This is a genomic window from Actinomycetospora sp. C-140 (assembly GCF_054796175.1).
On sequence record NZ_JBTWNF010000002.1, the window covers coordinates 270,985 to 296,657 of the forward strand.

Consider the following 25,673-nt stretch of genomic DNA (forward strand, 5'->3'; position numbering starts at 1 on the left):
GAGCGTGGTTCAGGTGCCTGCGAGCCAGTCGGCGTCGCCGAGGACGTCGAGGACCTCGCGCGGCGTGTGGGTGAACCGGGGGTCGGCGGCGGCGCCGCGGGTCCAGGTCAGGGCGCGGGCGACGACGGCGGCGCGGCAGGCGGTCGCGGCGAGGTCGGCCAGTGCCGCGCGCGGGGCCAGATCGGTGAACACCTCGAGGTAGGCGTCGCGGGGGCGGGTGATCGCCGCATCCTCGGTGGCCACCTGGAGCGTCCGGCGCAGCGAGCCCAGCGCGACGAGCAGGCTCGCGAAGGGGTGGGCGAGCACCGCGTCACCCCAGTCGGGGAACCGGCCGTCGACCAGCACGTTGCCGACGTGGAGATCCTGGTGGTCGACGCTCGACGGGACGGGGCCGTCGAGCCGGGCGGCCCAGTCGGCGATCTGTGCGGCCCACCGCGCCTCGCCGCCGATCGTGGCGACGGCCTGGGCGTAGCGGGCCGGCAGCGCGGGCGGCGTCGCGTCCGGGACGCCGAGCGCCGACATGTCCTGGAGGTGCCCCGCCACCGCGCGCTGCAGCCTCGCGTACCGCGGGAGCGCGGCCGTCATCGCGGCGGACGGGTCGGCGCCGACGTCCCGGACGCTCGGGCCGGTGTCGGGGAGCAGGAGCCGGCCGCGGGCGGTGTCGACGGCGAGCGGGGTCGCGACGGCGTCGGGTGCGAGACGGGCGAGCAGCGCGTGCAGGCCGACCTCGTGCGCCATCCCCGGCACCGGCTCCTTGAGCCAGACCGGTCCTTCCCGTGTCGGGATCCGCAACACCGTCGACCAGGCGCGGTGCCGCTGCCGGACCGGAGCGGTCGGGCGCAGGCCGGTGGTCGCGGCCACCCAGGCGAGCACCTCGTGCCGCCACGCCTCGGTGCCGCGCTCCTCCACGGGGCTACCGTGCCGCACGTGCTCGTCGTCCTGCCGCCCTCGGAGACCAAGGCGCCCGGGGGTCGCGGACGCCCGCTGGACCTCGACACCCTGTCGTTCCCGTCGCTGAACCCGACGCGCAAGGCGCTCGTGGACGAGGTGGTCGCGCTGGCCGCCGACCTGCCCGCGTCCAGGGCGGCGCTGGGGATCTCCGAGCGCCAGGACGACGAGATCGCCCGCAACGCCGCGCTGTGGTCGTCGCCGACCGCGCCGGCGCTGCGCCGCTACACCGGTGTGCTCTACGACGCGCTGGACCCCGGCTCGCTGACCACCGCCGCGCGGCAGCGGCTGCTCGTCTGCTCGGCGCTGTTCGGGCTGGTCGGCGGCACCGACCCGATCCCGGCCTACCGGCTCTCGGGCGGGAGCACGCTGCCCGGGCGCGAGGGTCTCCGGGTCGCGTGGCGCCCCGAGCTGATGCCGCTGTTCGACGAGATGGACGACCTCGTCGTCGACCTGCGCTCCGGCCCGTACGCCGCGCTCGGGCCCGCGCGCGGAGCCGTCACCCTCGACGTGCACAGCGAGGCCGCCGACGGCTCGCGGACGGTGGTCAGCCACGCCAACAAGTCGCACAAGGGCCACGCCGCCCGCCTGCTCGCCTCGTCCCGCCGCCGCCCGAAGGACGCGGGCGGCGTGCTCGCCCTGCTCCGCGACGCGGGCCTGGCCGTCGAGCAGGCGAGCGAGCACGCCCTCGTCCTCGTGGTGCCGCGTTAGGTGGGCGACGCACGGGGTGGTGTCAGCCTGGCGTCCAGGCTGACGTTCAACGTCAGTATTTCCACCAGCTCGACGCGACCAAGATCGTGGTTGATTTCCTGATGTCTGACGTCAGCGTGGACGCCAGGCTGACACGATCGCTCAGGTGAGGTCGGCGAGGACCGCGTCGGAGAAGGTCGGCCAAGCGGATTTCGCCCAGTCGCCGAAGTCCCGGTCGGTGAGGGCCACGCACGCCGCGCCGGCCTCGGGGTCGACCCACAGGAACGTGCCGGACTGGCCGAAGTGCCCGAAGGTGCGCGGCGAGTTCGCCGTCCCCGTCCAGTGCGGCGACTTGCCGTCGCGCAGCTCGTAGCCCAGGCCCCAGTCGTTCGGTTTCTGGTGCCCGAAACCCGGGATCGTGCCGTTGAGCCCCGGGAACTGCACCGACGTCGCCTCGGCGAGGGTCGACGTGTGCAGGATCGTCGGCGCCCGGAGCTCGGCGGCGAGGCGCAGGAGGTCGTCGACGGTCGAGGTCGCCCCGTGGCCCGCCGAGCCGTCGAGCGTGGTCGACGTCATCCCCAGCGGCGCCAGGACCGCCTCGTGCAGGTAGTCGGCGAACCCGATGCCGGTGGCGTCCTCGATGGTCGAGGCCAGCACCTCGAACCCCGCCGACGAGTACAGCCGCCGCGTGCCCGGCTCCGCGACGACGCGGTGCTCCCCGAACGCCAGCCCCGAGGTGTGCGCGAGCAGGTGCCGCACGGTGGACCCCTCGGGGCCGGCGGCCTGGTCGAGCGTCACCGCCTCCTCCTCGACCGCCACCAGCGCGGCGGTCGCGACGAGGGGCTTGGTCACCGAGGCGAGCGGAAAGCGGCGGGCCGTGTCGCCGCGGGTGCCGCGCACGGTGCCGTCGGCGGCGATCACCCCGGCCGCGGCGTGCTCGACGGGCCAGTCGTCGATCTGGGCGAGGCTCTGCACGGCGCCCGACCCTAGGTGGGCTGCGCGCTGGTGAGCAGTTCGGAGTGCTCCAGCACTCCGAAGTGCTCACATGCGGCGGAGCCGCACCCGGTCAGGTCGACAGGGCGTCGCGGGCCGCCGCCGCGGCGTCGTCGAGCAGGCTCTTGGCCGCGTCGTAGCCGCGCGGCTGGTTGGACAGCAGCACCACGACGTAGCGCCCGCTCGCGTCCGGGAGCCCCGTCGAGTGCAGGTCGATGCTCGACTGCAGGCAGCACAGCCACCCCTGCTTCGCCGCCGCCGTCCCGCGCCGGGACGGGTCGAGCAGCCCGAAGGCCTGGTCGAAGCCGTCGGCCGCGGTGGGCGCGGCGGCCTCGAGGGACTCCAGGACGAAGTCGCGGTCGGGGTCGGTGAGGCGGGTGAGCACGAAGCTGTAGAGCGTCGCCACGTCGCGCGCCGAGGTCTCGACCTCACCCCACTGCGAGGTGTCGTCGGGCGGGCTGGTCTCCGAGATCCCGAGCAGCGCCGACACCCGCCGGATGCCCTCCGGCCCGCCGTAGCTCGACCACAGCGCGTTCATCGCGTTGTCGTCGCTGAGGCTCAAGGCGCGGCGGAACCGCTGCTCGTCGCCGTCGCTCGTCTGGATCTGGCCGGCCTCCCGGCGGGTGAGGATGTCGACGATCGTGAACAGCTTGGCCACCGACGCGGCGCGCAGCGGGGTGTCGCCGGCGTCGTTGACCGTCGTCGTCCCGGTCGTGCGGTCCAGGACGGCCACCCCGAGCGTGACGTCGTCGCGCTCCTGGGCGGCCGGCGCGGTCGCGTCCACGGCCTCCTGGGCGCGGGACGCCGGGGGTGTCGGCGTGGTCGTGGTCGTCGGCGGCGGGGTGGTCACCACCGGCGGCGGCGCCGCGACCGGCGGGGGCGGGGTCGGCGTCTGTCCCGTCCACGACCGGACCTGCGCGCAGCCGGTGGCGAGGGCGGCCGCGGCGAGCAGCACGGCGACGAGACGGGTCCCGCGGCGGAGGCGGCCGACGATCACCCCTCGATCGTGCGCCTCCTGCCACGGGGTCGCGCGCCGACACACGGCAGCCGCCGAGGGCGTCACACGCCGGTCACGCGACACCGAGCGGCTGCTAGGCCGCCAGGACCACCTCGTCCGCCCGGAGGGCGGCAACGACGCGCTCGGTCATGACCCGCTGCACGGCCCACTGGCGGCCGGGCTTGGTGCGGACCGTCAGCCGCAGCGTCATGCCGGAGGCGGACAGGGACTGGACGCCGAGCACCTGCGGCTTGTCGAGGACGTCGTGGCCGTGGCCGTGCTCGTCGATACCGGTGGCGGCGGCGTCCTCGGCGATCGACGCCGCGTTCGTGACGTCGGTGTCGAGGGCCAGCGGCACGTCCACGACGGCGACGGCGTGGTCCTGCGAGCCGTTGCCGACGCGCTCGATCGTGCCGTTGCGCACGTACCAGACCATGCCGGACTCATCGCGGACCGTCGTGGTGCGCAGGCCGACGCGCTCGATGGTGCCGACGGCGTCGCCGAGGTCCACGTGGTCACCGACCCCGTACTGGTCCTCGAGGAGCATGAAGATCCCCGACAGGAAGTCCTTGACGAGGTTCTGGGCGCCGAAGCCGATGGCGAGCCCGAGCACGCCGGCCGAGGCGAGGACCGGCGCGAGGTTCACGCCGAACTGGCCCAGGACCATCATGAACGCGGTTCCGAAGATCAGGATCGTGGCGGCGTTCTTGATCACCGAGCCGACGGTGCGGGCACGCTGCGCGCGCCGGGCGGACCCGAAGGCCTGGATGCGGTCGGCGTCGGTGACCCCGCGCCGCCTGCGCAGCAGGCTGAGCATGCCGGGCAGACCTGCACCGGCGGAGACGTGGCTGATGACGCGGTTGACCACGAACCGCAGCACGACGGCGATGACGACGATGACGGCGACGGTCACGCCGATGCGGATGAGGGCGTCGACGGACAGGGCAGGCAAGGGTGACACGGCAACCACCTCGGGGGAGCGGGGAGCGATCGGGCTGGGATGCCGGCACGTCACCGTGCCGGAGAATGCGGGACGTGACAAATCGCCTGCGCACCAGGCCGGTCGGCCGCCGCTCGGCGCCGGGATGCGGCGCTCGGCGTGATCGGGATGTGAAAGGGCGCGTCGAGCGGGTGCCGGAGCGGGGAGCGGGGTAGAGAAACGGACATGTCGACCAGCAGCCGCGGCGCGACCCGTCGCGGCGACCGTTCCCCTCTGCTGGTGGCGCTGGCTGTGGCGGCCGCGGTCCCCGGCCTCGTGCTGCGGTTCGGCGGCCTGCACATCTCGCCGCCGGTCGACGCGCTGCTGTTCGGCGTGGCGATCGTCGGCGCCGCGTTCCTGCTGTCGTGGGCGGCCGAGGCCGCGCAGGTCGACATCTCGGCCGGGCTCGCGATCGCGCTGCTCGCCCTGGTGGCGGTGCTGCCCGAGTACGCCGTCGACTTCGTCTTCACCGCCCAGGGCGGCGCCGCCTACGCCCAGTACGGCCCGACGTGCCTGCCGCCGGGGTCGGCCGAGCAGTCGCCCTGCGGGCTCGCGCTCGCCAACATGACCGGCGCCAACCGGATCCTCGTCGGCGTCGGCTGGGCGCTCGTCGTGCTGCTCGCGGCGATCCGCCTGCGGGTCGGGGGCGCCGACGCGGGGCAGTCGGGCGGGGCCGGGACGTCGCACGAGCCGGGCCGCCCGACCAAGGTGACGCTCATGCGCACCGACTCGGTGCCGCTGGTGTTCCTGCTGGTCGCGACGCTCTACTCGCTGACCCTGCCGCTGCGCGAGAGCATCACGCTGGTCGACACCGTCGTCCTCGTCGGCATCTTCGTGCTCTACAGCGTCCGGGTCTCCAAGGCACCCGCCGAGGACCCCGACCTCATCGGGCCGTCGGCGTGGATCGGCCGGATGGAGGCGCCGCGACGGCGCACCGGCTACATCGGCCTGTTCGTGGTCTCCGCGCTGATCATCGTGGCCTGCGCCGAGCCCTTCGCCGACTCCCTGGTCGAGACAGGCACCGAGCTCGGCATCAGCCAGTTCTTCCTCGTCCAGTGGCTCGCGCCGCTCGCCTCGGAGGCCCCGGAACTGCTCGTCGCGGGCCTGTACGCCTGGCAGCTCAAGACCACCGACGCGCTCGCGACGCTCGTCTCGTCGAAGGTCAACCAGTGGTCACTGCTCGTCGGCACCCTGCCGATCGTGTTCGCGATCTCGGCGGGCTCGCTGAACGGCCTGCCGGTGGACGCGGTCCAGCGCGAGGAGCTGCTGATCACCGCGGCGCAGTCGCTGTTCGCCGTCGCGCTGCTGGTCACGTTGTCGATCACGGTCCTGGGTGCACTCAGCCTCCTCGTGCTCTTCCTGGCCCAGTTCGTGCTGGCCGCGACGCTCCCGGAGGCGCTCCAGGAGGCCGAGCTCCTCATCGTCTCCGGCGTCTACCTCGTCGCGGCGATCGTGCTGTTCGTGCTGCGCCGCCAGGCCGTCGTGGCGCTGGTCAAGGACGGCTTCCGCACCCCGTACGCCGAGCTGACGGAGTCGAAGTGACGCGTCGCAAGCTCGCCGTCATGCTGGTGCACGGCGTCGAGAGCGCCGGGGAGCAGTACGCGGTCCGGGCGACGGCCCTGCTGCGCGAGGAGTTCACCCGGATCGCGGGAGTCCCGGCCGACGACGCGCTGGTGATCGAACCGACGTTCTGGGCGCCCGTCTTCGAGCCGGGCCAGGAGGCGCTCAGCGACCGGATCGGAGGCCGCGGGGCCCGACGGTTGGCCGGGCTCCTCGACGGCCTCGCCGCCCGCGCGAGCCAGGGGTCGACCGCCGCGCTGCTCGCGGCCGCATCGACCGCGGGCCTGCGCTGGCTGCCGGGACTCGACGACGCGCACTTCCCGACCCTGCGCTGGCTGATCGTCCACTACCTGGGCGACGCCGTCGCCTACCACTCGGGCCGCGACGGGACCGGGCACTACGAGCACGTGCAGGAGATCCTCGCCGGCTCCCTGCACGAGCTCGCGACGCGGGCCGGCCCCGACGCACCCCTCGCCGTGCTCGGCCACAGCCTCGGCAGTGTCGTCGCGAGCGACTTCCTCTACGACCTGCAGGGCGTGGCCACGGGGACGCCGCTGGCCGCGCAGGCCGCCGCGGTCCTCGGCGACACGCCGCTCGAGCGCGCGGAGACGTTCGGCTGGTTCTACACGCTCGGCAGCCCGCTGGCGCTGTGGGCGCAGCGCCACCCCGGGTTCGGCGAGCCGCTGGCCGTGCCCCACCCCGACTTCACCCGGCGCCACCCGGGGCAGGGCGGCGAGTGGGTCAACGTCTACGACCCCGACGACGTCATCGCCTCACCCCTGCGTCCGCTGAGCGAGCGCTGGTCGAAGGCGGTGTCCGAGGACCGGCGTGTCGACGTCGGCCCCTGGTGGCTCGGCTGGACCCCGCTGGCCCACCCGTACTACTGGAACGACCGCCGCGTCGTCACCCCGATCGCGTCCCAGCTCGCCCAGGCCTGGCACCGGCTCTGACCCTCACTCGCCCCGGCCCCCGGCGTCGGTGATCCGGCGGCACTCCGCCGCCCCGGGGCTTATCGAGAGGCGCGACACGGGGGCGTCGACCGGTTACTGGCCGGTATCGCTCGCCTCGCGAGGGATACCAGCCAGTAGGTCGACATCGACGGCGAGTGTGCGCCCCGCGCGCCCGTCCGACGCGGGCTCAGACCTTCGCCCGCCCGACCTGCTCGACGCGGTCCTCCTCGGCCATCTCGGTCAGCTTCCGGCCGGCCTCGGCGTCGCGGGTGAGGTTCTCGCCGGTCTTGGGGTCGAAGACGTGCAGCTTGCGGGTGTCGAGCCAGAACTCCGCCTCGCGGCCCTCCCGGATGCGGCTCGTCGAGTCGATCGACACCACGGCCTGGGTGCGCAGCTGGTCGGAGTCGAGCTCGCGCGAGAGCTCCTTGAGCTGCTCGGCGATCTCGGCGGGCGCCTCGTAGGGGATGTAGGCGTACTGGGCGTCGCCGAGCCACTCGGTGACGTCGACGCGCGCCTTGAACGTCGACCCGTGCGGCTTCTTGGCCTCGTCGACCAGGCTCGCGTCCTCGAAGTACTCGGGGCGGATGCCGACGAGCAGCAGGTCGTGACCCTGGATCTTCTCGGCGCGCTCGGCGCCCAGCTCGACCGTGCCGAACGGCGTGGCGAGGCTCGAGCCGTCGACGCTCGCCGGCAGGAAGTTCATCGGCGGCGACCCGATGAACCCCGCGACGAACAGGTTGACCGGCTGCTCGTAGAGCTCGCGCGGCGAGGCGACCTGCTGGATGACGCCCTTGCGCAGCACACAGACGCGGTCGCCGAGGGTCATGGCCTCGGTCTGGTCGTGGGTGACGTAGACGGTCGTGATGCCGAGGCGGCGCTGCAGGCGCGCGATCTCGGTGCGCATCTGCCCGCGCAGCTTCGCGTCCAGGTTGGACAGCGGCTCGTCGAACAGGAACGCGTCGGCCGCCCGCACGATCGCCCGGCCCATGGCCACGCGCTGGCGCTGGCCGCCGGAGAGGTTCGCGGGCTTGCGCTGCAGGTGCTCCTTGAGCTCGAGGACGCCGGCGGCCTCCTCGACCCGCTTGCGGACCTCGTCGTCGGACACCTTCGCCAGGCGCAGCGGGAAGGCGATGTTCTCGTAGACGCTCAGGTGCGGGTAGAGCGCGTAGTTCTGGAACACCATCGACAGGTTGCGGTCCCGGGGCGCCTTCTCGTTGACGCGCGCCCCGCCGATGACCATGTCGCCCGAGGTGATGTCCTCGAGCCCCACGATCATCCGCAGCAGCGTCGACTTCCCGCAGCCCGACGGCCCGACCAGGATCATGAACTCGCCGTCGGCGATGTCGAGGCTCACGTCGTTCACGGCGGGGTAGCCGTCGCCGTACTGCTTGACGATGTGGCTCATCTCGATCGAGGCCATGGTCTTATCCCTTCACGGCGCCGTTGGTGAGACCGGCGACGATGCGCCGCTGGAAGAGCAGGACGAGGAGCACGACCGGGATCGTGACGATCACCGCGGCGGCCGCGATCGGGCCGTTCGGCGACTCGAACTGCGAGGCGCCCGAGAACAGACCGAGCGCCGCGGGCACCGGGCGGGCCGCCTCGGTCGAGGTCAGGGAGATGCCGTAGACGAAGTCGTTCCAGGCGAGGAAGAACGCGATGATCGCGGTGGTGAACACGCCCGGCGCGGCCAGCGGCACGATCACCTTGCGGAAGGCCTGCCACGGCGTCGCCCCGTCGACCTGCGCGGCCTGCTCCATCTCCCACGGGATCTCGCGGAAGAACGCCGAGAGCGTCCAGATCGAGATCGGCAGCGTCAGCGACAGGTACGGGATGATCAGTCCGGGCCAGGTGTTGTAGAGCCCGATCTGGCGCCAGAGGTTGAACAGCGGCGTGACGATCGAGATCACCGGGAAGATCGCCACGGCCAGCGCGGTGGACAGGATGAGCTTCTTGCCCGGGAAGTCCAGCCGCGCGATCGCGTAGGCCGCGAACATCGACAGCAGGCACGAGATGAACGTGGCGATCAGGCAGATGCCGAACGAGTTCACCAGCGCCGGGAGGAAGAGCCCGGCCGCGTCGCCGACGAGGATCTGCTCGTAGTTGGCGCCGGAGAACACGGTGGGCAGGAACTGCCCGTTGGCGATGTCGTCGGACGACTTGAACGACAGGGAGACGATCCACGCCACCGGGAAGAGGCAGTAGACGATGATGACCAGGCCGCCGATCCCCCAGCCGACCTTCTCGCGGGTGGACATCGCTACTTCCCTCGCGCCTGGGACAGGTCGACCTTGAAGCCCTTGATGAACAGCACGCTGATCAGCACGACGGACAGGAAGAGCAGCACGGAGACCGCCGAGCCCAGCCCGATCTCGACCCGCTCGATGGTCTGGCGGTAGGCGAGGAACGAGACGGTCTCGGTGTTGTTGGCGCCGGCGGTCATGACGAACACCGAGTCGAAGACGCGGAAGGCGTCGAGGGTGCGGAAGAGGACCGCGACCATGATCGCCGCCTTCATGTTCGGCAGGGTGACCCGCCGCATCCGCTGCCACCACGTCGCGCCGTCGACCTTGGCCGCCTCCTGCAGCACGTCCGGGACCTGGGCGAGGCCGGCGAGCAGCAGCAGCGAGATGAACGGCGTCGTCTTCCAGATCTCGGCCAGGCAGATGACGAACAGCGACGAGCCCTGCGTGCCGAACCAGTCGGTGTCGGCCGTGGTGCCGAGGAACGAGAACCAGGCGTTCACGAAGCCCGAGTCGACGCTGAAGGCGAACTGCCAGGCGAAGGCCGACACCACGGTGATCACCGCGTACGGGATGAGGATGACCGTGCGCAGGACCGGGCGCAGGCCGCGCAGGGCGTTGAGCATGACCAGCGCCAGCGCGAAGCCGAGCACGAGCTCGACCGCCACGGTGACGACGGTGATCAGCACGGTGACGCCGAACGACGTCCACCACACCGAGTCGGTGAGGATCACGCCGTAGTTGCCCAGGCCGACGAACGCGGAGTTCTGCGGGTCGGTGAGGCGGTAGTCGAACAGCGAGTCGAAGACCGCCTGGACGATCGGGTAGGCCGTCACCAGCAGCATCACGGCGAAGGCGGGGCCGGCGAGGTACCAGCCGAGACGCCGCTCGGCGCGTGACTTGTCGCTCGTGCTGGAGACCGGGGCGACCGTCTCGGAGCGTTCCAGCGTCGTGCTCACAGCCCCCACCACCGACGGCAGCGCGGGCGCGACGCAGGAGCGACCGCGATGGCGGTCGTTGTGGTGGTCACAGCAGAGCCTCCTTCCGGAGCACCGCGGTGATCAGGTCCGTCGCCGCCTGGTTGGTGGCGCCGGGCACGACCGCGCCCGGCGGGTGGAAGGTCCTCTGGATGCCGCCCGAGACCTCGGCGTAGTACGCGGTCTGCGGGCGGGGCTTGGCCTGGGTCAGCGAGTCGCGGATGACCGGGGCCATCGGGAACTCGGCGAGCACGGCCGGGTCGGAGAAGACCGAGATCCGCGAGGACGGGTTGCCGTTCGAGACGAAGTAGTAGGCGGAGTTCTGGGGGTTAGAGATGCAGGTCGTCGCCTCGTAGGCGAGGTCCGGGTGCTCGCTGAAGGCGCCCACGCCGAGGTTGATGCCGCCGAGAGGCGGCGCGCTGGGCAGGTCCGGCGAGGTGCGCGGGTAGATCGCCCAGCCGTAGTCGTCGGGGACGGACTGCGGCAGGGTGCCCTCCTCGACCCCGGACTTGGCCTTCCCCCAGATGAACGGGTAGTTGACCATGAACGCCGCCGAGCCGGACTGGAAGGACTCGGCGTTGGTGTCCTCGTCGGCCGTCGGGAAGCCCGGTGGCGCGACCCCGGCGTCCCCGAACTCCCGCAGGATGCGGGCGGCGTCGATCCCGGGCGGGGCGTTCAGGCCGAGCTGGATCAGCGCGGGGTCGGTCTCACCGACGTTGGTGATGATCGAGCCGCCGCCGGACTCGACGAGCGCGTTGACCCACACCGTCAGCGACTCGCCCCGCACGCCCTGGGCGGCGATCTGGGTCCGGTTGGCCGCGGCCGCCTGGATGATCTGGTCCCAGGTGACGGGCCGGCTCATGTCGAGGCCCATCGCCGCGACGGCCGCCTTGCGGTACCAGAGCAGCTGGGTGTTCGCCCAGAACGGCACGACGACGAGACGGTTCTGCCAGGTCGACGCCTCGATCGAGCTCGGCACGCGGTCCTCGCGGGCGGCCGCCTCGACCGCCGGGGGCATCGGGGCCAGGAAGCCCGCCTGCGCGAACTCGGGCACGTAGGGCGGGTCGATGCTCATGATGTCGATCGACGAGTCGTTGGCCGCGAGGCGCCGGACGAGCTGCTGGCGCTGCTCGGAGGCCTGGCGCGGCAGCGTCGACGTTGCGATCGTGTAGCGCCCGTTCGCGGCGGCGGTGCAGCGCGCCGCGATCTCGGTCTGGCCGCCGTCGTCCGGGTTGATGTACCAGGTCAGCGTCGGGGGGCCGGCCGGCGCGGAACTGCACGCCGCGGACAGCGCGGCGATCACCGCGATCGCGGCGGCCACCGCGGTGAGCCGCCGTCGTGGGCCTCGCATCGGTCTCCCCTCCCGCACTGCTGTGAGCTGGAAGCGCTTGCGGAGGGAGACTGGTGATACAGGTCTCACAAGTCAAGCACGAAGAGCGACGAACCGAGCGCAGTGGGACATCTGGGGCAGCGGCGGTCCACCCCTTCCGGGGCACGTCGCCGCAGCTCTGGAAGCGCTTCCAGCGCAGTGTCATGCTGGACTGCTGTGACCGGGGACACGAGCGACGGGAGGGCGGCCGTCCGCCCCACGCTCGACGACGTCGCCCGCCGGGCCGGGGTCTCGGCGGCCACCGCCTCGCGCGCCCTCGGCGACCACCCCCACGTCGCGGAGGCCACCCGGGCCCGCGTGCGGGAGGCCGCCGAGGCCCTCGACTACGTCGCCTCCCCGGAGGCCGCCCGGCTCGCCGGGGGGCCGACGGGCCGGGTCGCGGTGCTCGTGCCGCACCCGTCGCGGTGGTTCTTCGGCGAGCTGCTCGAAGGCCTCGAGGGCGAGCTGCGCGGTGCCGACCTCGACCTCGTGCTGTTCCGGGTCGGAGGGCCCGAGGAGCGCACGGCCTTCTTCGCTCGCCTGCCGGCCCGGCGCAAGGTGGACGCCGTGGTCGTGCTGGCCTTCGCCGTCGACGAGGCCGAGCACGAGCGCCTCGCGTCCCTCGGGGTCGCCGTGGTGGCCGCGGGCGGCCGGGTCGCGTCCTACCCGTCGGTCGGCATCGACGACCACCGGGCCGGCCGCCAGGCCATGGACCACCTGCTCCACCTCGGCCACCGGCGGATCGGGATGATCGCCGTCGAGGACGCGGGGCAGCTCGCGCCGGATCCCGACGGCCGGATCTCGGCCTGGCGGGCGGCGCTCGGCGACGCCGGGGTCGAGCCGGACGACGAGCTGCTGGTCACCGTGCCGTGGGGCGGCGAGGGCGGCGCGGACGGCATGGCCCGCCTGCTCGGGCTGCGCACCCCGCCCACCGCGGTCTTCGCGCACGACGACGAGACCGCGCTCGGGGCGGTCCGCACCCTGCGCCGCGCGGGCCTGCGGGTGCCCGGCGACCTGTCCGTGATCGGCGTCGACGACCACCCGCTGGCCGCGCTCACCGATCTCACGACCGTGGCCCAGCCCGTCCGCGAGCAGGGCCGGCGCGCCGGCCAGATGGTCCTGGCGGCGTTGCGCGGCGGGCTCACCGAGCGGGTGCCGCCGGCCGAGATCCTGCCCACCCGGCTCGTGCTGCGCGGCACGACCGCACCACCGGGAGCACCGCGATGACCGCACCCGATCTCCGTCTCCGCGCCCCGACACCGGGGCTGCTCGCGCTGCCGTGGGACCGGCCGCTCGGCGACTGGGACCCGGCGGCGGTCCCGCTGCGCGAGCTGCCGGTCGGACCCAGCCGCCACCTCGTGCGCTTCGTCGAGGTCGACGGGGCCCTCTGGGCGCTCAAGGAGCTGCCGCCGCGGATCGCGACGCGCGAGTTCGACGTGCTGCGCCACCTCGAGTCCGCGGGCCTGCCGGCCGTCCGACCGGCGGGCCTCGTCACCCAGCCCGGCGAGGACTGCTCGATCCTGCTCACCAGGTACCTCACCGGCTCCTGGCAGTACCGGCGGCTCATCGCGCGGCTGCCCCCGAACCGTCCCGCGCAGCGCGCCCGGCTCTTCGACGCGATGGTCGGGCTGCTCGTCGAGCTGCACCGCCACGGCGTCTACTGGGGCGACTGCTCCCTGGCCAACACGCTGTTCTCCCGGGACGGCCAGCTGTTCGCGGCGCGGCTCGTCGACGCCGAGACCAGCGAGGTGCACCCGTCGCTCTCGGACGGGCAGCGCGCCCAGGACCTCGAGATCCTCGTGGAGAACGTGGCCTCGGGGATGACCGACCTCGCGGCGAGCCTCGGGCGCCCGCCCGAGATCGAGGAGCAGCTCATCGAGGAGGCGACCGGGCTCCCGGCGCGCTACGAGGTGCTCTGGGACGTCCTGCACGGCCAGGCCCAGTTCGCCTTCGGCGACCGCTACCGGGTCGAGAGCACGGTCCGCGAGCTCAACGACCTCGGCTACGTCGTCGACGAGGTGAGCCTGGCGCCCGCGGAGGACACCGACGGCGGCGTCGTCCGGCTCCGCGTCGCGGTGGGGGAGCGCAACCACCACGCCCGCTACCTCCGCGAGCTCACCGGCCTCGAGGTGGGCGAGGGCCAGGCCCGCATCCTGCTCGGCGACCTGCGCGCCCACCAGCGCGCGATCGCCCGCGAGCACCCGGAGCGCCGGATCACCGAGGAGCAGGCGATCGCCAGCTGGCGTCACGACGTGCTGGCGCCGGGCATGCGCCGCGCCCACGCCGCCGTGCGCCACGTCGGCACGGCCGTGCAGGCCTACTGCGACCTGCTCGAGGTCCGGTGGCTGCTCTCGGAGGCCGAGGGCGCCGACGTGGGCACCGAGCGGGCCCTCGCGACGCTCGCCGAGCGCGCCCCGGCCGACTCCGCGGCGCGCTCGGTCGTCGTCGACACCGCGTCGGACATCCCCGTCGTCGAGGCGGACCCGGCGGTGCCCGACGTCCCCCCGGAATGGTGACGGGCGTGGTGATCAGGCCAGCCAGACCGCCGCGTCCGGGCCCAGGCGCCCCTCCTCGAGCGGCACGCTGGCGAGCAGCACCTCGTGGTGGGCGGGCAGGTCGACCGGCTCGGCGCCCAGGTTGACCACGCACGCGAACCCCGGCTCGCGGCGCAGGTGCAGCACCGCGTCGCCGGGAGCCGACACCCACGCCATGTCGCCGTCGCCCAGCGCCGGGTGGGCGCGGCGGAGGCGCAGCGCGGCGCGGTAGAGCTCCAGCACCGAGTCCGGGTCGCTCTCCTGGCGGTCCGCCGCGTAGTCCGTCCACCCCGCGGGCTGCGGCAGCCACGGGGCCGCCGCGCCCTCCGGGCTGAACCCGGCGGAGGTGCCCGCCGTCGCCGACCACGGCAGCGGCACCCGAGCCCCGTCGCGTCCGCGCACCGTGAACCCGGACCGCCGCCAGGTCGGGTCCTGGCGGGCGTCGTCGGGGATGTCCTCCACCTCGGGCAGCCCCAGCTCCTCGCCCTGGTAGACGTACATGCCGCCGGGCAGCGCGGCCTCGAGCAGCAGCGCGGCCCGGGCGCGGCGGGTGCCGAGGACGAGGTCGGTGTCGCCGTCGCGGGCGACCGTGGACGTCGGCACCTCCTCGCGCTCGGTCGTGGGCCGGCCGTAGCGGCTCGGGTGGCGCGCGACGTCGTGGTTGGACAGCACCCAGGTCGCCGGTGCGCCCGCGGCCCGCAGGTGCCCGGTGGTGACGTCGATGGCCTCGCGCAGCGCCGCCGGGTCCCACGGCGCGACGAGGTAGTCGAAGTTGAAGGCCGTGTGCAGCCGGCCGGGGGCGACGTAGCGCGCCAGTCGTTCCGGGGCCGGCGTCCACGCCTCGGCGACGAACATGCGCTCACCGGGGTAGGAGTCGGACACCCGCCGCCAGGCCTCGTAGATCTCCTCGACGCCCTCGCGGTCCACGTAGGGGTGCCCGCCGGCCGGGTACGTGCGGCCGAGCTGGTCGCGCGGATCGGTCAGGTCCGGCAGCGCCGGGTCCTTGACCAGGCCGTGGGCGACGTCGATGCGGAACCCGTCGACGCCCCGGTCGAACCAGAACCGCAGGACCGCCTCGAACTCGGCGGCCACCTCGGGGTTCGCCCAGTTCAGGTCGGGCTGACCGGGGTCGAACAGGTGCAGGTACCACTGTGCTGTCTCTTCTGGCCTGTCCGCCACGCGCGTCCACGCCGGGCCGCCGAAGTGCGACTGCCAGTTGTTCGGCGGCCGGGCGCCGTCGGGACCCGCGCCCGGCCGGAAGACGTAGCGGTCGCGGGCGCCGGGCTCGTCGGCCAGGGCGGCGCGGAACCACGCATGCTGGTCCGACGTGTGGTTGGGGACGATGTCGGGGATCAGCCGCAGCCCGTGCTCGTGGGCGTCGACGATCAGCTTCTCGGCGTCGGCGACGGTGCCGTAGGCGGGCTCGATCGCCCGGTAGTCGGCGACGTCGTACCCGGCGTCGGCCTGGGGCGAGGCGTACCACGGGTTGATCCACAGCGCGTCGACGCCGAGCGCGGCCAGGTAGGGCAGGCGCTCGCGGATGCCCGCGATGTCGCCGATGCCGTCGCCGTCCGCGTCGGCGAAGCTGCGGATGTAGACCTGGTAGATGACGGCGTCGCGCCACCAGGGCGAATCGGACATGGACCCCAGTGTCCCGAACGCCGCGTGACGCGTCAGGCGCGGACGGTGGCGCGGTCCTCCTCGTCCTCGTCGTCGAACTCGTCGTCGTACTCGTCGTCGAACTCGTCCGGGTCCAGGACGTCCTCGGGGTCGGGCGCCTCGTCGATGCCCTCGGGCGCGCGGCGCTCGCGCAGACGCTCGGTGGCGCGACGCAGCACGTCCAGCGCCTGTGCGGCGAGGCGCACGACGAAGGCGAGGAAGAGCCGCGCCTGCTCCAGGAGGAACCCGACGGCCGCGCCGACGCGCCCCTGGTCCTCGTCCTGACGCGGCTCGCGCTCGGCGCTGCGCTCGCCGATCCGGTCGGCGAGGTCGTCCACCTTCTCGACGGCGCGGTCGACCAGCGCCGCGAGGACACGCCCGGCGAGCACGGGGAGCATGCGCCGGGCGGCCTCGGTCAGGATCGGCCCGCTCACGTCGGAGGGGCGGGGCACGGTGCCGTTGGTGGTCATCACTCCCTGACGCTAGACGTGCACAACCGGTAGGACACTCCGCCGACGGCACCCACCGTCGCGGCACCTGCGCGGGCGATCTACACCGGACGCTTGAGCATCTCCGCGATCGCCGCGTCGATGAACGCGGTGTCGACCGGGTTCTTCCCGCCGCCCGCGAAGTGGCCCCACACGCCCGGGATGACGGTGACCTCGCCGCGCGGGATGTGCTGCGACGACCACTCCTCGTCCTCGGGCGGGAAGTAGAGATCCTTCTCGGCCGGCAGGGAGAGCAGCGGACAGCGGATGGAGTTCAGCGCCGCGACGGTGTCGCCGTCGAAGCCCGGCGTCTGCCCGACGTCACCGTGCTCCCAGGTCCACAGCATCGCGAGCAGGTTGTTCGGGTCGCGGCCGTCGAGCCAGAAGCCCTCCCAGAAGCCCACGAGGAAGTCCTCGAGCGAGGAGTGCCCGAGCTTGCGCCACTCCTCCTGCCAGTAGAAGGCCTGCGAGAACCCCCAGCCGGCGTAGATGCGGGCGAAGGCGCGCAGGCCGCGCAGGGGCAGCCGGTCGGGGGTGTACCAGCCGTCGGCGAAGGTCGCGTCGGCGCGCATCGCCTCGCCGAGGGAGTACAGGAAGACCTTGTTGTGGTCGGCGGTGATCGCCGAGCCGCAGAACGGGACGGCGCGCTGCACCATCTCGGGGTGGCTGACGGCCCACTGGTAGGTCTGGCCCGCGCCCATCGACCAGCCGGTGACCAGGGCGAGGGTCTCGATCCCGAAGTGCTCGGTGACGAGACGGTGCTGGCAGGCGACCTGGTCGTGGAACGTGACGTGCGGGAAGCGCGCCCGGTCGTGGGGCTGCGGGGTGTTGCTGGGAGAGCTCGAGAGCCCGTTGCCCAGCATGCTCGGCACGAGGATGAACCACTCGGCGGGATCGAGCGCCATGCCCGGCCCGATGAGCCACTCGTTGTCGGTGTGCCACCCCGAGAACCAGGTCGGGTAGACGATGGCGTTGGAGCGGTCGGCGTTGAGCGTGCCGTAGGTCTGATAGGCCAGATGGGCGTCCGGCAGCGTCATCCCGTGCTGGAGGACGACGTCGCCGAGCGGGAAGAGCTGGGCGTCGGTGGGCGGGGGCATCGGCGGGGACCTCCTCGGGCAGTGGCGATCTCCGCGATGGGAGCACGTCGGTGACCGCTGTCACATCGTCCGGACCCGCTTCGTCACGGGACCGCAACGTCGCCGCCGTGCGCTGGTCCGGTGGCACCATGGAGGTGATGCGGCAGCCGGGGCGACGCGAGCGGCTGATCGCCGCGCGCCAGCGCGACGGCGACGCCTGCCTGTGGTGCGCCCGACCGCTGACGGGCACCGTCGCCGCGACCACCGACCACGTCGTGCCCAAGGTCAAGGGCGGGCCGTCGTGGCTGGAGAACGAGGTCGCCGCCTGCCGCCGCTGCAACGGCGAGCGCGGCCACCGCGGGGCCGTCGAGTGGCTCGAGGAGTGCGAGCGCCGCGGGTGGGCGCCCGACGCGGTCCGTCTCGAGCGGGTGCTGGTGTCGCTGGTGGCCGCGATCGCCCAGCGCGGCGGGCAGCGGCGGGCGCGTCCCCACCTCGACGCCCAGCTGCGCCGGCTGCGGAACCGGGTCGCCGCCTAGTCCTGGTAGGCCGCGTCGAAGAAGGCCAGCTCGAGGTCGACGGCGCGGGTGAACGCCGCGGCCATGTGCTCGCGGGTCGTGGCGTCGGCACCCGCGGCGACGCGGTCGGTCTCGGTGCGCAGCAGGTCGACCCACGCGGTAAAGGCCGGGCCGCGGTGCAGGTCGACCCACTCGCGGTGCAGCCAGTCGTCCGGGGCGGGGCCCGGGCGGGAAGCCCAGTCGAGGTAGAGCCACTCGGCGACGAGCAGGACGGCGAGCACCTGCCCGTAGCTCGCGGAGCGGCGGGCGTCGTCCATGAGGGCGAGGAAGTCGCTGGTCGGCGGGAGCGGGTCGGCGTTGCCGGTGACGCCCAGCCGGGTCAGGGCACGGGTGAAGTAGTCGTCCTCGTCGCCGGCGACCAGCCCGAGTTGGCGGGCGACGGCCAGGCGCGGCTCGGTGCGGTCCGCGTGCGCCACCGCCGCGCCCAGCAGGGCGACGAAGCGGTCGAGGAACAGGGCGTCCTGCGCGAGGTAGCGGGCGAGCACGGGGTCGTCGAGCGTGCCGGACCGGAGCTCGTCGACGAACCGGTGACCGGTCGCGGCGTCCCACGTGGGCGCGGTTGCCGCGCGGAGGTCGTCCGAGAAGCTCATGGCCTCCTCGCGAGCTGGTGGATTTCCTGACGTCCAACGTCAGCGTGGACGCCAGGCTGACAACCACGCCGACCCCGGACGTGGCGCAGCCCGGGCATCGGCGGGCGGGGGCAGCCGCCGATGACCGGGCCGCGGGGCACCCCGGCCGCGCGGGAGGCGGCGGCCGGGGGTGTGCTCAGCGCTCGAACTTGTCGGGGTCGGGACCGAGACGGCGGTCCCGGTCCATCCCCTTGATCGTCTCCATCTCGTCCGCGGAGAGCTCGAAGTCGAAGATGTCGAAGTTCTCGCGCACCCGCTCCGGCGTCACCGACTTCGGGAAGATGATCGTGCCGATCTGGATGTGCCAGCGCAGCACCACCTGCGCGGCGCTCTTGCCGTGGGCCTCAGCGATCGGCGCGAGCTCCGGGGCGTCGAGCAGCCCCTTCCCCTGGCCGATCGGGCTCCACGCCTCGGTGGCGATGCCGTGGCGGTCGTCGTAGGCGAGCACGGCGGCCTGCTGCAGCTGCGGGTGCAGCTCCACCTGGTTGATCGCCGGGGTCGTGCTCGTCTCCTCCTTCAGCCGGTCGAGGTGGTGCGGCTGGAAGTTCGACACCCCGATCGCGCGGGTCTTGCCGTCGGCGTAGGCCTGCTCGAAGCCCTTCCAGGTCTCCACGTAGAGGGCCTTGCCGGGCAGCGGCCAGTGGATGAGGTAGAGGTCGACGAAGTCGAGCCCGAGCTTGCCCAGGCTCTCGTCGAGGGCACGCTGCGAGTCGTCGTAGCCGTGGTTGCCGTTGTTGCACTTCGTCGTGATCCACAGCTCGTCACGCGGGACGGACGACTTCGCGATCGCCTCGCCGACCTCGGCCTCGTTGCCGTACATCTGCGCCGTGTCGATGTGGCGATAGCCGATGTCCAGCGCCGTCGTCACCGACTCCGCCGTGTCCGACGGGTCGATCTGGAACACACCGAACCCCAGCTGGGGAATCGTCGTGCCGTTGTTCAGCTCGATACCGGGGACATCGCTCATGACAGGCGAATACCCGAGGTGGTGCGAGCCTCAACCTCCGGACGAGGTCTCAGGCCGTGGCGAACGCGCCGAGGGTGCGGTCGGGGCGCACGCCCGCGAAGGAGCGGTGCCACGTGCGGTAGTACGCGATCTCCTCGTCGCTGCGCAGCGCCCAGCCGTGCTCGACCGTCGGGGGCTCCGCGTCCTGCGCGCCCTCCTTGGCCTTCTCCTTCTCGACGAGCTTGGAGAGCACGTCCTTGGCGCCGGAGCCGTCGCCGAACTGCTCCTTGCCGCGCCAGATGATGTCGTGCGGCACCATCCCGTCGAAGGCCTCGCGCAGCAGCTGCTTCTCGGTGCGGTCGTGGATCTTGAGCTTCCACTCCGCCGGGATCGCGAGCATCTCGCGCATGACGGTGGCGTCGAGGAACGGCACCCGGGCCTCGAGGCCGTAGTTCATCGTCGTGCGGTCGCAGCGCTGCAGGTTGAGCTCGTGCAGCATCTCGATGGAGCGCACCAGCTCGGCCTGCAGGGCGTCCGGCGTCCCGTACTCCTCGGCGTGCACGTACTCGTAGCCGGCGAACAGCTCGTCGGCGCCCTCGCCGGTGAGCACGACCTTGACGTGCTTCACCGCCTCGCGGGCGAGCAGCAGGTTCGGCACCGCGGAGCGCACCAGCGCCGGGTCGAAGTGCTCGATGACCGTGACGGCCTCGTCGAGGGCCGACTCGAGGTCGTCGGCGGTCGGGACGATCTCGTGGTGGTCGGTGCCGAGGTACTCGGCGACGGCGCGCGCGGCGAGCAGGTCGCCCGAGCCCTCGGTGCCCACGGCGAACGTCGGCAGGCGCTCGCCCTTCTCGTCGGCCACCTTGGCGGCGACCGCGGCGACGATGGCGGAGTCGAGCCCGCCGGAGAGGAACACCCCGACCGGCACGTCGCTCATCATGTGGCGGCGCACGGAGTCGGAGAGGACGTCGCGGATGTGGCCGAGGTCCTCCTCGGTCCACTGCTTGTCCGGGGCGTAGCGCGCCGGGCGCACCTCCACCGGCACGGCGTCGGCGAAGCGGACGATGGCGCCCTCGGCGACGTCCTCGCCGTTGACGCCGGGCGTCCAGACGTACCCGGGCGGGAAGGCCTCGACGGCCGGCTGGTCCTCGGGGTCGAAGGCGCGCAGCTCGCTCGCGAAGAGCGTCACGCCGTCGAGACGGGCCCAGTACAGGGGCTTGATGCCGATCGGGTCGCGGGCGACGGCGCCGCGGCCGTCGGTGTGGGCCATCGCGAGGGCGAACATGCCGCGCACCTCGTGCAGGGCCGCCGAGCCGTCACGCAGCACCAGGCGGAAGGCCGACTCGGTGTCGGAGTCGGTCGCGAACCGGACCTCGGAGAGGACGTCGCGGATGTCCTCGTGGTTGTAGATCTCGCCGTTGCCGACCACGTACGCGGAGTCGGTGTCGTCGGCGATCGGCTGCTTGCCGCCCGTGACGTCCATGATCGAGAGACGCTGGTGGCCGAGCCACGCGGTGTCGAGGTGCACCCGACCGGTGTCGTCCGGTCCTCGGTGGTGGATGCGGGCGAGCATCCGCTCGCATTTCTCGGGGTCGATGTCTCCGTACGCCGCGACGATTCCGCACACGGTGCGTCCCACATCCTCAGTGTTCTCGACTGGACCACGGACAGGCCGTAGAGCACATTCCAGATAACCACCCCTCGCCCACGCGCGCATCGATCCGTCGCATGCGTCACTGCCCTGTAACGATCCGCCCCCGGATCAGCGCCAGGCGAACACCGGCTGCTCGAGGCCGTCGACGCGGGTGGTCCGCCCGTGCAGGGCGACCTCTCGGAACTGCAGCAGGACGGCCGCGGTCGGGGCGTGGATGAAGTGCCCGACCAGCGGCATCTGCACCACCGGGCGGGGGGACTCCTCGATCGCGTGGAAGAGCGGGTCGACGTCCAGCTCGTCGAGCGTGATGTGGAAGAGCTCGGAGACCTCGTCGGGCGAGGGCCGCAGGTCGGCCACCGCGCCCGGCGCCGCCATGACCACCGGGGTGATCACGAACCCGGACCGCGTCGGGTAGTCGTCGAGCAGGCCGAGCACGGTGTCGTCCCCGAGACGCAGGCCCAGCTCCTCGTCGAGCTCGCGGCGCGCGGCCGTGACGACGTCCTCGCCGGGGTCGACCGACCCGCCCGGCAGCGCGAACTGGCCCGGGTGGTCGCGCAGCCGCGACGTGCGACGCGTGAGCAGCACGCCCGGGCCGCGGCCGGGGTCGTCGAGCACGACGACGGCGACCGCCGCCGCGCGCAGGTCGGGGCGGTGGGCGGTGCGCCGGTCGTCGCGGTCGTGGCCGCGGACGCGCGCGGCCACCTCCGCCGCGGAGGGGTGCGTCATCCCCAGAAGATGCCCGTCGGGTCGGCGTCGACGATGTCGAGCAGCGGCGCGGGCGAGCTCGCCTTCGACTCGTCGGGGTAGCGGTGCCAGCGGCCGCTCGAGTCCGGCCAGAGCAGGATCCAGCGCTCCTCGTCGGGGACGAGGCGCAGCTGGGCGATCGGCTCGGTGGTCCAGCCCGTCCCGAGCTCGGGGAACACCGGCGCGCGGCGCGCGGAGAGCGTGATGCGGCCGGCGCGCTCGGTGTAGGAGATGCGCACCTGGTCGCGCTGTCCCTCCGGGACACGGCGCGCGCACCACTGCCGCACGAGCGCGCGGTGCTCCTCGGGGACGTCCACGGCGCTCACTCTGACACGGCCGCCCCGCCGGCCGGGAGTGGCCCGCAGCACCTGGTGGACGAGCCCGGACGGGCGACCCGCCCTCCGGGTGACCCCGGGCGCCTGTCACGATGCGCCGACCGCAACGGGTGCTGGGAGGCGAGCGGGCGTGGGCGCTGGGACGGGTCTCGATCGGCGCGCGCGGGTCGCCACCTCGGTGGCCACGGCCGTCACGGCCGCGGGTCTCGCGCTCGGCGTCGCGGCCTGCGGCGGTGGACCGCCGACCGATCCCGCCGCGTCGAGCGCCCCGGCCGCGTCGGCCGCGCCCGCGACACCCGACCCCGCCGTGCGGCAGTACTGCGACACGGTGACCCGCGTGCAGGCCGAGCAGTCCGCGCCGGGGGCCGGGCAGAACGGCGTGCCCGCGTCCTCGGACGCCGCCCGGCGCCAGGTCGCCGACCTCGTCGCCGCCGCCCCGCCCGAGCTCGCCGGCGAGTGGCGCACCGTGCAGTCGCTGACGAACCAGGCGCTGGACTCCCTCGCCGCGACCGGCGGCGACCCGTCGCGCATCGACCGCGCCACGCTCGCGCGCCTCCAGCAGGAGGCGACACCGGCGGTGACCCGCATCCAGCAGGTCACCCAGGAGCGCTGCGGGATCACCTTCCGTCCCCCGGGCTGAGGATTACCGTCCCGGGAGTGACCGACGAGCCCATCAGCCGCTTCCCCGTCGTCGAGCTCGACGACCTGCCCGACGACCTCCGCGAGCGCGTCGGCGCGATCGCCGAGCGCTCGGGCTTCGTGCCGAACATCTTCCGCGCCCTCGGGCACCGGACCCCGGAGCTGCGGGCGTTCCTCGACTACCACGACGCGCTCATGGAGCGGGAGTCCCCGCTGTCGAAGGCCGAGCGCGAGCTCGTCATCGTCGCGACGTCCGGCGCCAACCACTGCACGTACTGCGTGGTCGCCCACGGCGCGATCCTGCGGATCCGCAGCAAGGAGCCCGAGCTCGCCGACCACGTCGGCATCAACCCCTACGGCGCCGCGCTCGACCCGCGCCGGCGCGCCATCGTCGACCTGGCCCTGGCGCTGGCCCTGGACTCCGCGTCGCTGTCCGGGGACGACCTCGACGCCGCGCGGGACGCCGGCCTGACCGACGAGGAGATCTGGGACGTCGGGGCGATCACCGCGCTGTTCGCGATGTCCAACCGCCTGGCCCACCTCACGGCGCTGAAGCCCAACCCCGAGTTCTTCGGCATGGGCCGTCAGGCGCGGGGGTAGGCGGCGGACATGAGCTCAAGCGTCGCCGTTCTCGGCATCGGGATCATGGGCGCGGGGATGGCCCGCAGCCTGCTCCGCGAGGGCCACGAGGTCACGGTGTGGAACCGCAACCCCGACAAGGCGAAGCCCCTGGCCGACGACGGGGCCCGGGTGGCGGACTCGGCCGCGGAGGCGGTCGCCGCCGCCGACGTCGTGATCACCATGCTGTTCGACACCGAGTCCGTCGTCGACGTCATGGACTCCGCCCTCGACGCCGCCCGCGAGGGCGCGGTGTGGCTGCAGACCAGCACGGTCGGCATCGAGGGCGCGCGGCGCCTGACCGCGCTCGCCGAGAAGAAGGGCGTCGCGATCGTCGACGCGCCGGTCATCGGCACCAAGGCGCCCGCCGAGAACGGGAAGCTCGTGATCCTCGCGTCCGGGCCCTCGTCGCTGCGGGAGAAGGTGGCGCCGGTCCTGGACGCCGTCGGCAGCGCGACCCAGTGGGTCGGCGAGGAGACCGGGCAGGGCAGCCGGCTCAAGCTCGCGGTCAACGCCTGGGTCGGCACGATGGTCAACGGCATCGCCCAGTCGATGGCGCTGACGAAGGCGCTGGGTCTCGAGCCGCAGGCCTTCCTCGACGCCGTCGCGGGCCAGGCCGTCGACGCGCCCTACGTGCAGCTCAAGGGCAAGGCGATCATCGACGAGGACTTCACGCCGTCGTTCGAGCTCGACGGAATGATCAAGGACCTCGACCTCATCATCGCCGCGATGGACGACCACGGCACCGACTCGACGCTGGCCCGCTCGATGCGCGACCGGGGCGCCGCCGCCTCGCTCGCCGGTCACGGCGCGGACGACATGGCCGCGGTCTGGCACGCCTACTGAGGTGCGCTTCGCGCATGTGAGCACTTCGGAGTGCCCCAGCACTCCGAAGTGCTCACATGCCGTCAGGCACCGGGGGTGTTGTTGGCGAGCTCGAGGGCGTACTGGGGCCAGAAGTCGCCGGCCGTGGGGGCGCCGCGGCAGTCGCCGTCGGAGTCACCGGGCTCCTTGACCCACAGGTACGCGGCCACGCGCTGCGAGCCGGTGTCGCGGGTCGGCGGGGTGCCGAGGGCGCGGCCGGGCGGGTTGCACCACGTCGGCTGGTCCGGGCCGTTGTAGTCGCCGTTGCCGTTGCGGCTGGTGTCGATCACGTAGCGGGCATTGCCCACCTGGCTGGACACCCGGTCGCCGTAGGCCCGCACCTCGTCGGTGTTCATGAAGTTCGAGACGTTCAGCGCGAAGCCCGCCGCCTGCTCGACACCCGACTTCCGCAGGCCGTCGGCCAGCTTGCCGACGTCCGTGACGAAGCCCGGGTTGCCGGCGTCGATGTAGACCTCGCCACCGGCCTGCGAGAGCGTGCGCACCGCCTCGGAGAGCAGCTCCTCGCGGCCCTCCTGCTGGCCCTCGCCCTCGCAGTTGGTCAGCGTCTGGGGCAGGGCGTCGGGCTCGAGGACGATGACCGCGCGGTTGCCGCCCATCCCGCGGGCGAAGGCACCGAGCCAGTCGCGGTAGGCGCCCTCGTTCTCGGCGCCTCCGCTGGAGTACTGGCCGCAGTCGCGGTTGGGGATGTTGTAGGCCGTCAGGACCGGGGTCCGGCCGGCGGCGCGGGCCTGCGACATCACGCCCGACACCTCGCCCTCGACGCCGCCCTGCTCGCCGGTCGGCCAGATCGCCACGGGCTGGCGGGCGATCTTCTCCAGCGCCGCCGCGTCCTGGGTGCGCCCCTCGCCGCGCCACTGCTCGATCTGCTTGGCGGCCGCCGAGGACGGGTCGACGAAGAACTCCGAGGCGGCCGGCGGGACCGCCGGGCCCTGGCCTCCGCCGCCTCCGCCGCTCTCGCCGCCGCCACAGGCCGAGAGACCGAGCGCGGCGATCGCGGCCAGCGCGCCCGCCATGAGCCTGGTCCTCGTCATCGGTCCGGCCCCGCGGTGCGTGTCCTGGTCCTGCATCATCGATTCCGTCCCGCTCGGTCGTGTCGTCCGGCCTTCTCGCGTCCTGCTCGCGGCCTCTCGGCCATCCGGAGTCAGGCTCTCAGGTGCGTTCGTAGCGCCTCTGTGGGGGGATGAA

Annotated in this window: 26 protein-coding genes; 9 read left to right on the forward strand and 17 right to left on the reverse strand. The window is 73.2% G+C overall.

What is annotated here, in order from left to right:
* Nucleotides 1–9: 9 nt before the first annotated feature.
* The gene (locus tag ACR9E3_RS04300; RefSeq protein WP_460378826.1) at nt 10–909 is read right to left on the reverse strand and encodes a phosphotransferase; all 900 of its coding nucleotides are present in this window, start codon (nt 907–909) and stop codon (nt 10–12) included.
* Between the two features lie 18 nt (nt 910–927).
* Here ACR9E3_RS04300 and ACR9E3_RS04305 point away from each other — a divergent pair, with 18 nt between their 5' ends.
* Complete coding sequence (locus ACR9E3_RS04305) at nt 928–1,659, forward strand: YaaA family protein (protein WP_460378827.1); 732 nt, start codon at nt 928–930, stop codon at nt 1,657–1,659.
* A 141-nt stretch (nt 1,660–1,800) separates the two neighbouring features.
* On the opposite strand, the gene ACR9E3_RS04310 is transcribed toward ACR9E3_RS04305, so the two are convergent.
* The 3 genes from ACR9E3_RS04310 to ACR9E3_RS04320 form a co-directional block, all read right to left on the reverse strand.
* Nucleotides 1,801–2,613, reverse strand: coding sequence for a serine hydrolase domain-containing protein (locus tag ACR9E3_RS04310; protein ID WP_460378828.1), 813 nt, complete (start codon nt 2,611–2,613; stop codon nt 1,801–1,803).
* A gap of 91 nt (nt 2,614–2,704) precedes the next feature.
* A complete protein-coding gene (locus tag ACR9E3_RS04315) occupies nt 2,705–3,628 on the reverse strand; it encodes a serine hydrolase (protein WP_460378829.1) in 924 nt (307 codons plus the stop codon).
* Between the two features lie 94 nt (nt 3,629–3,722).
* A complete protein-coding gene (locus tag ACR9E3_RS04320) occupies nt 3,723–4,589 on the reverse strand; it encodes a mechanosensitive ion channel family protein (protein ID WP_460378830.1) in 867 nt (288 codons plus the stop codon).
* A 204-nt stretch (nt 4,590–4,793) separates the two neighbouring features.
* On the opposite strand from ACR9E3_RS04320, the gene ACR9E3_RS04325 reads away from it, so the two are divergent.
* Entirely contained in the window at nt 4,794–6,149 is a 1,356-nt protein-coding gene (locus tag ACR9E3_RS04325; RefSeq protein ID WP_460378831.1) for a sodium:proton exchanger, read from the forward strand.
* A complete protein-coding gene (locus tag ACR9E3_RS04330) occupies nt 6,146–7,117 on the forward strand; it encodes a hypothetical protein (protein ID WP_460378832.1) in 972 nt (323 codons plus the stop codon). The genes ACR9E3_RS04325 and ACR9E3_RS04330 overlap by 4 nt, the downstream gene beginning before the upstream one ends.
* Nucleotides 7,118–7,304: 187 nt before the next feature.
* On the opposite strand, the gene ACR9E3_RS04335 is transcribed toward ACR9E3_RS04330, so the two are convergent.
* The 4 genes from ACR9E3_RS04335 to ACR9E3_RS04350 all read right to left on the reverse strand — a co-directional run bounded on the left by ACR9E3_RS04335 (nt 7,305) and on the right by ACR9E3_RS04350 (nt 11,688).
* Entirely contained in the window at nt 7,305–8,537 is a 1,233-nt protein-coding gene (locus tag ACR9E3_RS04335; protein WP_460378833.1) for an ABC transporter ATP-binding protein, read from the reverse strand.
* A 4-nt stretch (nt 8,538–8,541) separates the two neighbouring features.
* Nucleotides 8,542–9,375, reverse strand: a complete 834-nt coding sequence (locus ACR9E3_RS04340; protein ID WP_460378834.1) for a carbohydrate ABC transporter permease — start codon at nt 9,373–9,375, stop codon at nt 8,542–8,544.
* 2 nt (nt 9,376–9,377) lie between these two features.
* Complete coding sequence (locus ACR9E3_RS04345) at nt 9,378–10,319, reverse strand: carbohydrate ABC transporter permease (protein ID WP_460378835.1); 942 nt, start codon at nt 10,317–10,319, stop codon at nt 9,378–9,380.
* Between the two features lie 67 nt (nt 10,320–10,386).
* Nucleotides 10,387–11,688 (reverse strand): extracellular solute-binding protein, encoded by a 1,302-nt coding sequence (locus ACR9E3_RS04350; protein WP_460378836.1) that lies wholly within the window; start codon nt 11,686–11,688, stop codon nt 10,387–10,389.
* A 195-nt stretch (nt 11,689–11,883) separates the two neighbouring features.
* On the opposite strand from ACR9E3_RS04350, the gene ACR9E3_RS04355 reads away from it, so the two are divergent.
* Together ACR9E3_RS04355 and ACR9E3_RS04360 are read left to right on the forward strand one after the other, a co-directional pair.
* A complete protein-coding gene (locus tag ACR9E3_RS04355) occupies nt 11,884–12,933 on the forward strand; it encodes a LacI family DNA-binding transcriptional regulator (RefSeq protein WP_460378837.1) in 1,050 nt (349 codons plus the stop codon).
* Nucleotides 12,930–14,222: a DUF4032 domain-containing protein gene (locus tag ACR9E3_RS04360; RefSeq protein WP_460378838.1), complete on the forward strand. Its 1,293-nt coding sequence runs from the start codon at nt 12,930–12,932 to the stop codon at nt 14,220–14,222. Before ACR9E3_RS04355 ends, ACR9E3_RS04360 begins: the two co-directional genes overlap by 4 nt.
* Before the next feature lie 12 nt (nt 14,223–14,234).
* On the opposite strand, the gene ACR9E3_RS04365 is transcribed toward ACR9E3_RS04360, so the two are convergent.
* The 3 genes from ACR9E3_RS04365 to ACR9E3_RS04375 all read right to left on the reverse strand — a co-directional run bounded on the left by ACR9E3_RS04365 (nt 14,235) and on the right by ACR9E3_RS04375 (nt 17,484).
* A complete protein-coding gene (locus ACR9E3_RS04365; RefSeq protein ID WP_460378839.1) occupies nt 14,235–15,881 on the reverse strand; it encodes a glycoside hydrolase family 13 protein in 1,647 nt (548 codons plus the stop codon).
* 32 nt (nt 15,882–15,913) lie between these two features.
* Nucleotides 15,914–16,369, reverse strand: coding sequence for a hypothetical protein (locus tag ACR9E3_RS04370; RefSeq protein WP_460378840.1), 456 nt, complete (start codon nt 16,367–16,369; stop codon nt 15,914–15,916).
* 80 nt (nt 16,370–16,449) lie between these two features.
* Nucleotides 16,450–17,484 (reverse strand): alpha/beta fold hydrolase, encoded by a 1,035-nt coding sequence (locus ACR9E3_RS04375; RefSeq protein ID WP_460378841.1) that lies wholly within the window; start codon nt 17,482–17,484, stop codon nt 16,450–16,452.
* 137 nt (nt 17,485–17,621) lie between these two features.
* On the opposite strand from ACR9E3_RS04375, the gene ACR9E3_RS04380 reads away from it, so the two are divergent.
* Entirely contained in the window at nt 17,622–17,999 is a 378-nt protein-coding gene (locus tag ACR9E3_RS04380) for an HNH endonuclease (RefSeq protein ID WP_460378842.1), read from the forward strand.
* Here the strand turns inward: ACR9E3_RS04380 and ACR9E3_RS04385 are convergent.
* The 5 genes from ACR9E3_RS04385 to ACR9E3_RS04405 form a co-directional block, all read right to left on the reverse strand.
* Entirely contained in the window at nt 17,996–18,628 is a 633-nt protein-coding gene (locus ACR9E3_RS04385; protein WP_460378843.1) for a TenA family protein, read from the reverse strand. The two genes, ACR9E3_RS04380 and ACR9E3_RS04385, sit on opposite strands and share 4 nt — an antisense overlap.
* 175 nt (nt 18,629–18,803) lie before the next feature.
* Complete coding sequence (locus ACR9E3_RS04390; protein ID WP_460378844.1) at nt 18,804–19,634, reverse strand: aldo/keto reductase; 831 nt, start codon at nt 19,632–19,634, stop codon at nt 18,804–18,806.
* A gap of 49 nt (nt 19,635–19,683) precedes the next feature.
* A complete protein-coding gene (gene asnB / locus ACR9E3_RS04395; protein WP_460378845.1) occupies nt 19,684–21,252 on the reverse strand; it encodes an asparagine synthase (glutamine-hydrolyzing) in 1,569 nt (522 codons plus the stop codon).
* Nucleotides 21,253–21,375: 123 nt separating this feature from the next.
* Entirely contained in the window at nt 21,376–21,993 is a 618-nt protein-coding gene (locus ACR9E3_RS04400) for an NUDIX hydrolase (protein ID WP_460378846.1), read from the reverse strand.
* Complete coding sequence (locus tag ACR9E3_RS04405; protein WP_285651065.1) at nt 21,990–22,328, reverse strand: DUF3024 domain-containing protein; 339 nt, start codon at nt 22,326–22,328, stop codon at nt 21,990–21,992. Before ACR9E3_RS04405 ends, ACR9E3_RS04400 begins: the two co-directional genes overlap by 4 nt.
* A 148-nt stretch (nt 22,329–22,476) precedes the next feature.
* On the opposite strand from ACR9E3_RS04405, the gene ACR9E3_RS04410 reads away from it, so the two are divergent.
* The 3 genes from ACR9E3_RS04410 to ACR9E3_RS04420 are packed head-to-tail and all read left to right on the forward strand — an operon-like array spanning nt 22,477 to nt 24,449.
* The gene (locus tag ACR9E3_RS04410; protein ID WP_460378847.1) at nt 22,477–22,986 is read left to right on the forward strand and encodes a hypothetical protein; all 510 of its coding nucleotides are present in this window, start codon (nt 22,477–22,479) and stop codon (nt 22,984–22,986) included.
* A 17-nt stretch (nt 22,987–23,003) separates the two neighbouring features.
* Complete coding sequence (locus ACR9E3_RS04415) at nt 23,004–23,585, forward strand: peroxidase-related enzyme (protein ID WP_460378848.1); 582 nt, start codon at nt 23,004–23,006, stop codon at nt 23,583–23,585.
* A 9-nt stretch (nt 23,586–23,594) separates the two neighbouring features.
* The gene (locus ACR9E3_RS04420) at nt 23,595–24,449 is read left to right on the forward strand and encodes an NAD(P)-dependent oxidoreductase (protein ID WP_460378849.1); all 855 of its coding nucleotides are present in this window, start codon (nt 23,595–23,597) and stop codon (nt 24,447–24,449) included.
* Nucleotides 24,450–24,511: 62 nt separating this feature from the next.
* Here the strand turns inward: ACR9E3_RS04420 and ACR9E3_RS04425 are convergent, their stop codons facing one another.
* Nucleotides 24,512–25,501 (reverse strand): glycoside hydrolase family 6 protein, encoded by a 990-nt coding sequence (locus ACR9E3_RS04425; protein ID WP_460378850.1) that lies wholly within the window; start codon nt 25,499–25,501, stop codon nt 24,512–24,514.
* Between the last annotated feature and the right edge of the window lie 172 nt (nt 25,502–25,673).

Excerpts from the sequence above, each read along its gene's own strand:
- ACR9E3_RS04325 (WP_460378831.1), top strand. The coding sequence starts at position 4,794 with ATGTCGACCAGCAGCCGCGGCGCGACCCGTCGCGGCGACCGTTCCCCT.
- ACR9E3_RS04335 (WP_460378833.1), bottom strand. The coding sequence starts at position 8,537 with ATGGCCTCGATCGAGATGAGCCACATCGTCAAGCAGTACGGCGACGGC.
- ACR9E3_RS04340 (WP_460378834.1), bottom strand. The coding sequence starts at position 9,375 with ATGTCCACCCGCGAGAAGGTCGGCTGGGGGATCGGCGGCCTGGTCATC.
- ACR9E3_RS04350 (WP_460378836.1), bottom strand. The coding sequence starts at position 11,688 with ATGCGAGGCCCACGACGGCGGCTCACCGCGGTGGCCGCCGCGATCGCG.
- ACR9E3_RS04360 (WP_460378838.1), top strand. The coding sequence starts at position 12,930 with ATGACCGCACCCGATCTCCGTCTCCGCGCCCCGACACCGGGGCTGCTC.
- ACR9E3_RS04365 (WP_460378839.1), bottom strand. The coding sequence starts at position 15,881 with ATGTCCGATTCGCCCTGGTGGCGCGACGCCGTCATCTACCAGGTCTAC.
- ACR9E3_RS04370 (WP_460378840.1), bottom strand. The coding sequence starts at position 16,369 with ATGACCACCAACGGCACCGTGCCCCGCCCCTCCGACGTGAGCGGGCCG.
- ACR9E3_RS04375 (WP_460378841.1), bottom strand. The coding sequence starts at position 17,484 with ATGCCCCCGCCCACCGACGCCCAGCTCTTCCCGCTCGGCGACGTCGTC.
- ACR9E3_RS04380 (WP_460378842.1), top strand. The coding sequence starts at position 17,622 with ATGCGGCAGCCGGGGCGACGCGAGCGGCTGATCGCCGCGCGCCAGCGC.
- ACR9E3_RS04385 (WP_460378843.1), bottom strand. The coding sequence starts at position 18,628 with ATGAGCTTCTCGGACGACCTCCGCGCGGCAACCGCGCCCACGTGGGAC.
- ACR9E3_RS04390 (WP_460378844.1), bottom strand. The coding sequence starts at position 19,634 with ATGAGCGATGTCCCCGGTATCGAGCTGAACAACGGCACGACGATTCCC.
- ACR9E3_RS04400 (WP_460378846.1), bottom strand. The coding sequence starts at position 21,993 with ATGACGCACCCCTCCGCGGCGGAGGTGGCCGCGCGCGTCCGCGGCCAC.
- ACR9E3_RS04420 (WP_460378849.1), top strand. The coding sequence starts at position 23,595 with ATGAGCTCAAGCGTCGCCGTTCTCGGCATCGGGATCATGGGCGCGGGG.
- ACR9E3_RS04425 (WP_460378850.1), bottom strand. The coding sequence starts at position 25,501 with ATGGCGGGCGCGCTGGCCGCGATCGCCGCGCTCGGTCTCTCGGCCTGT.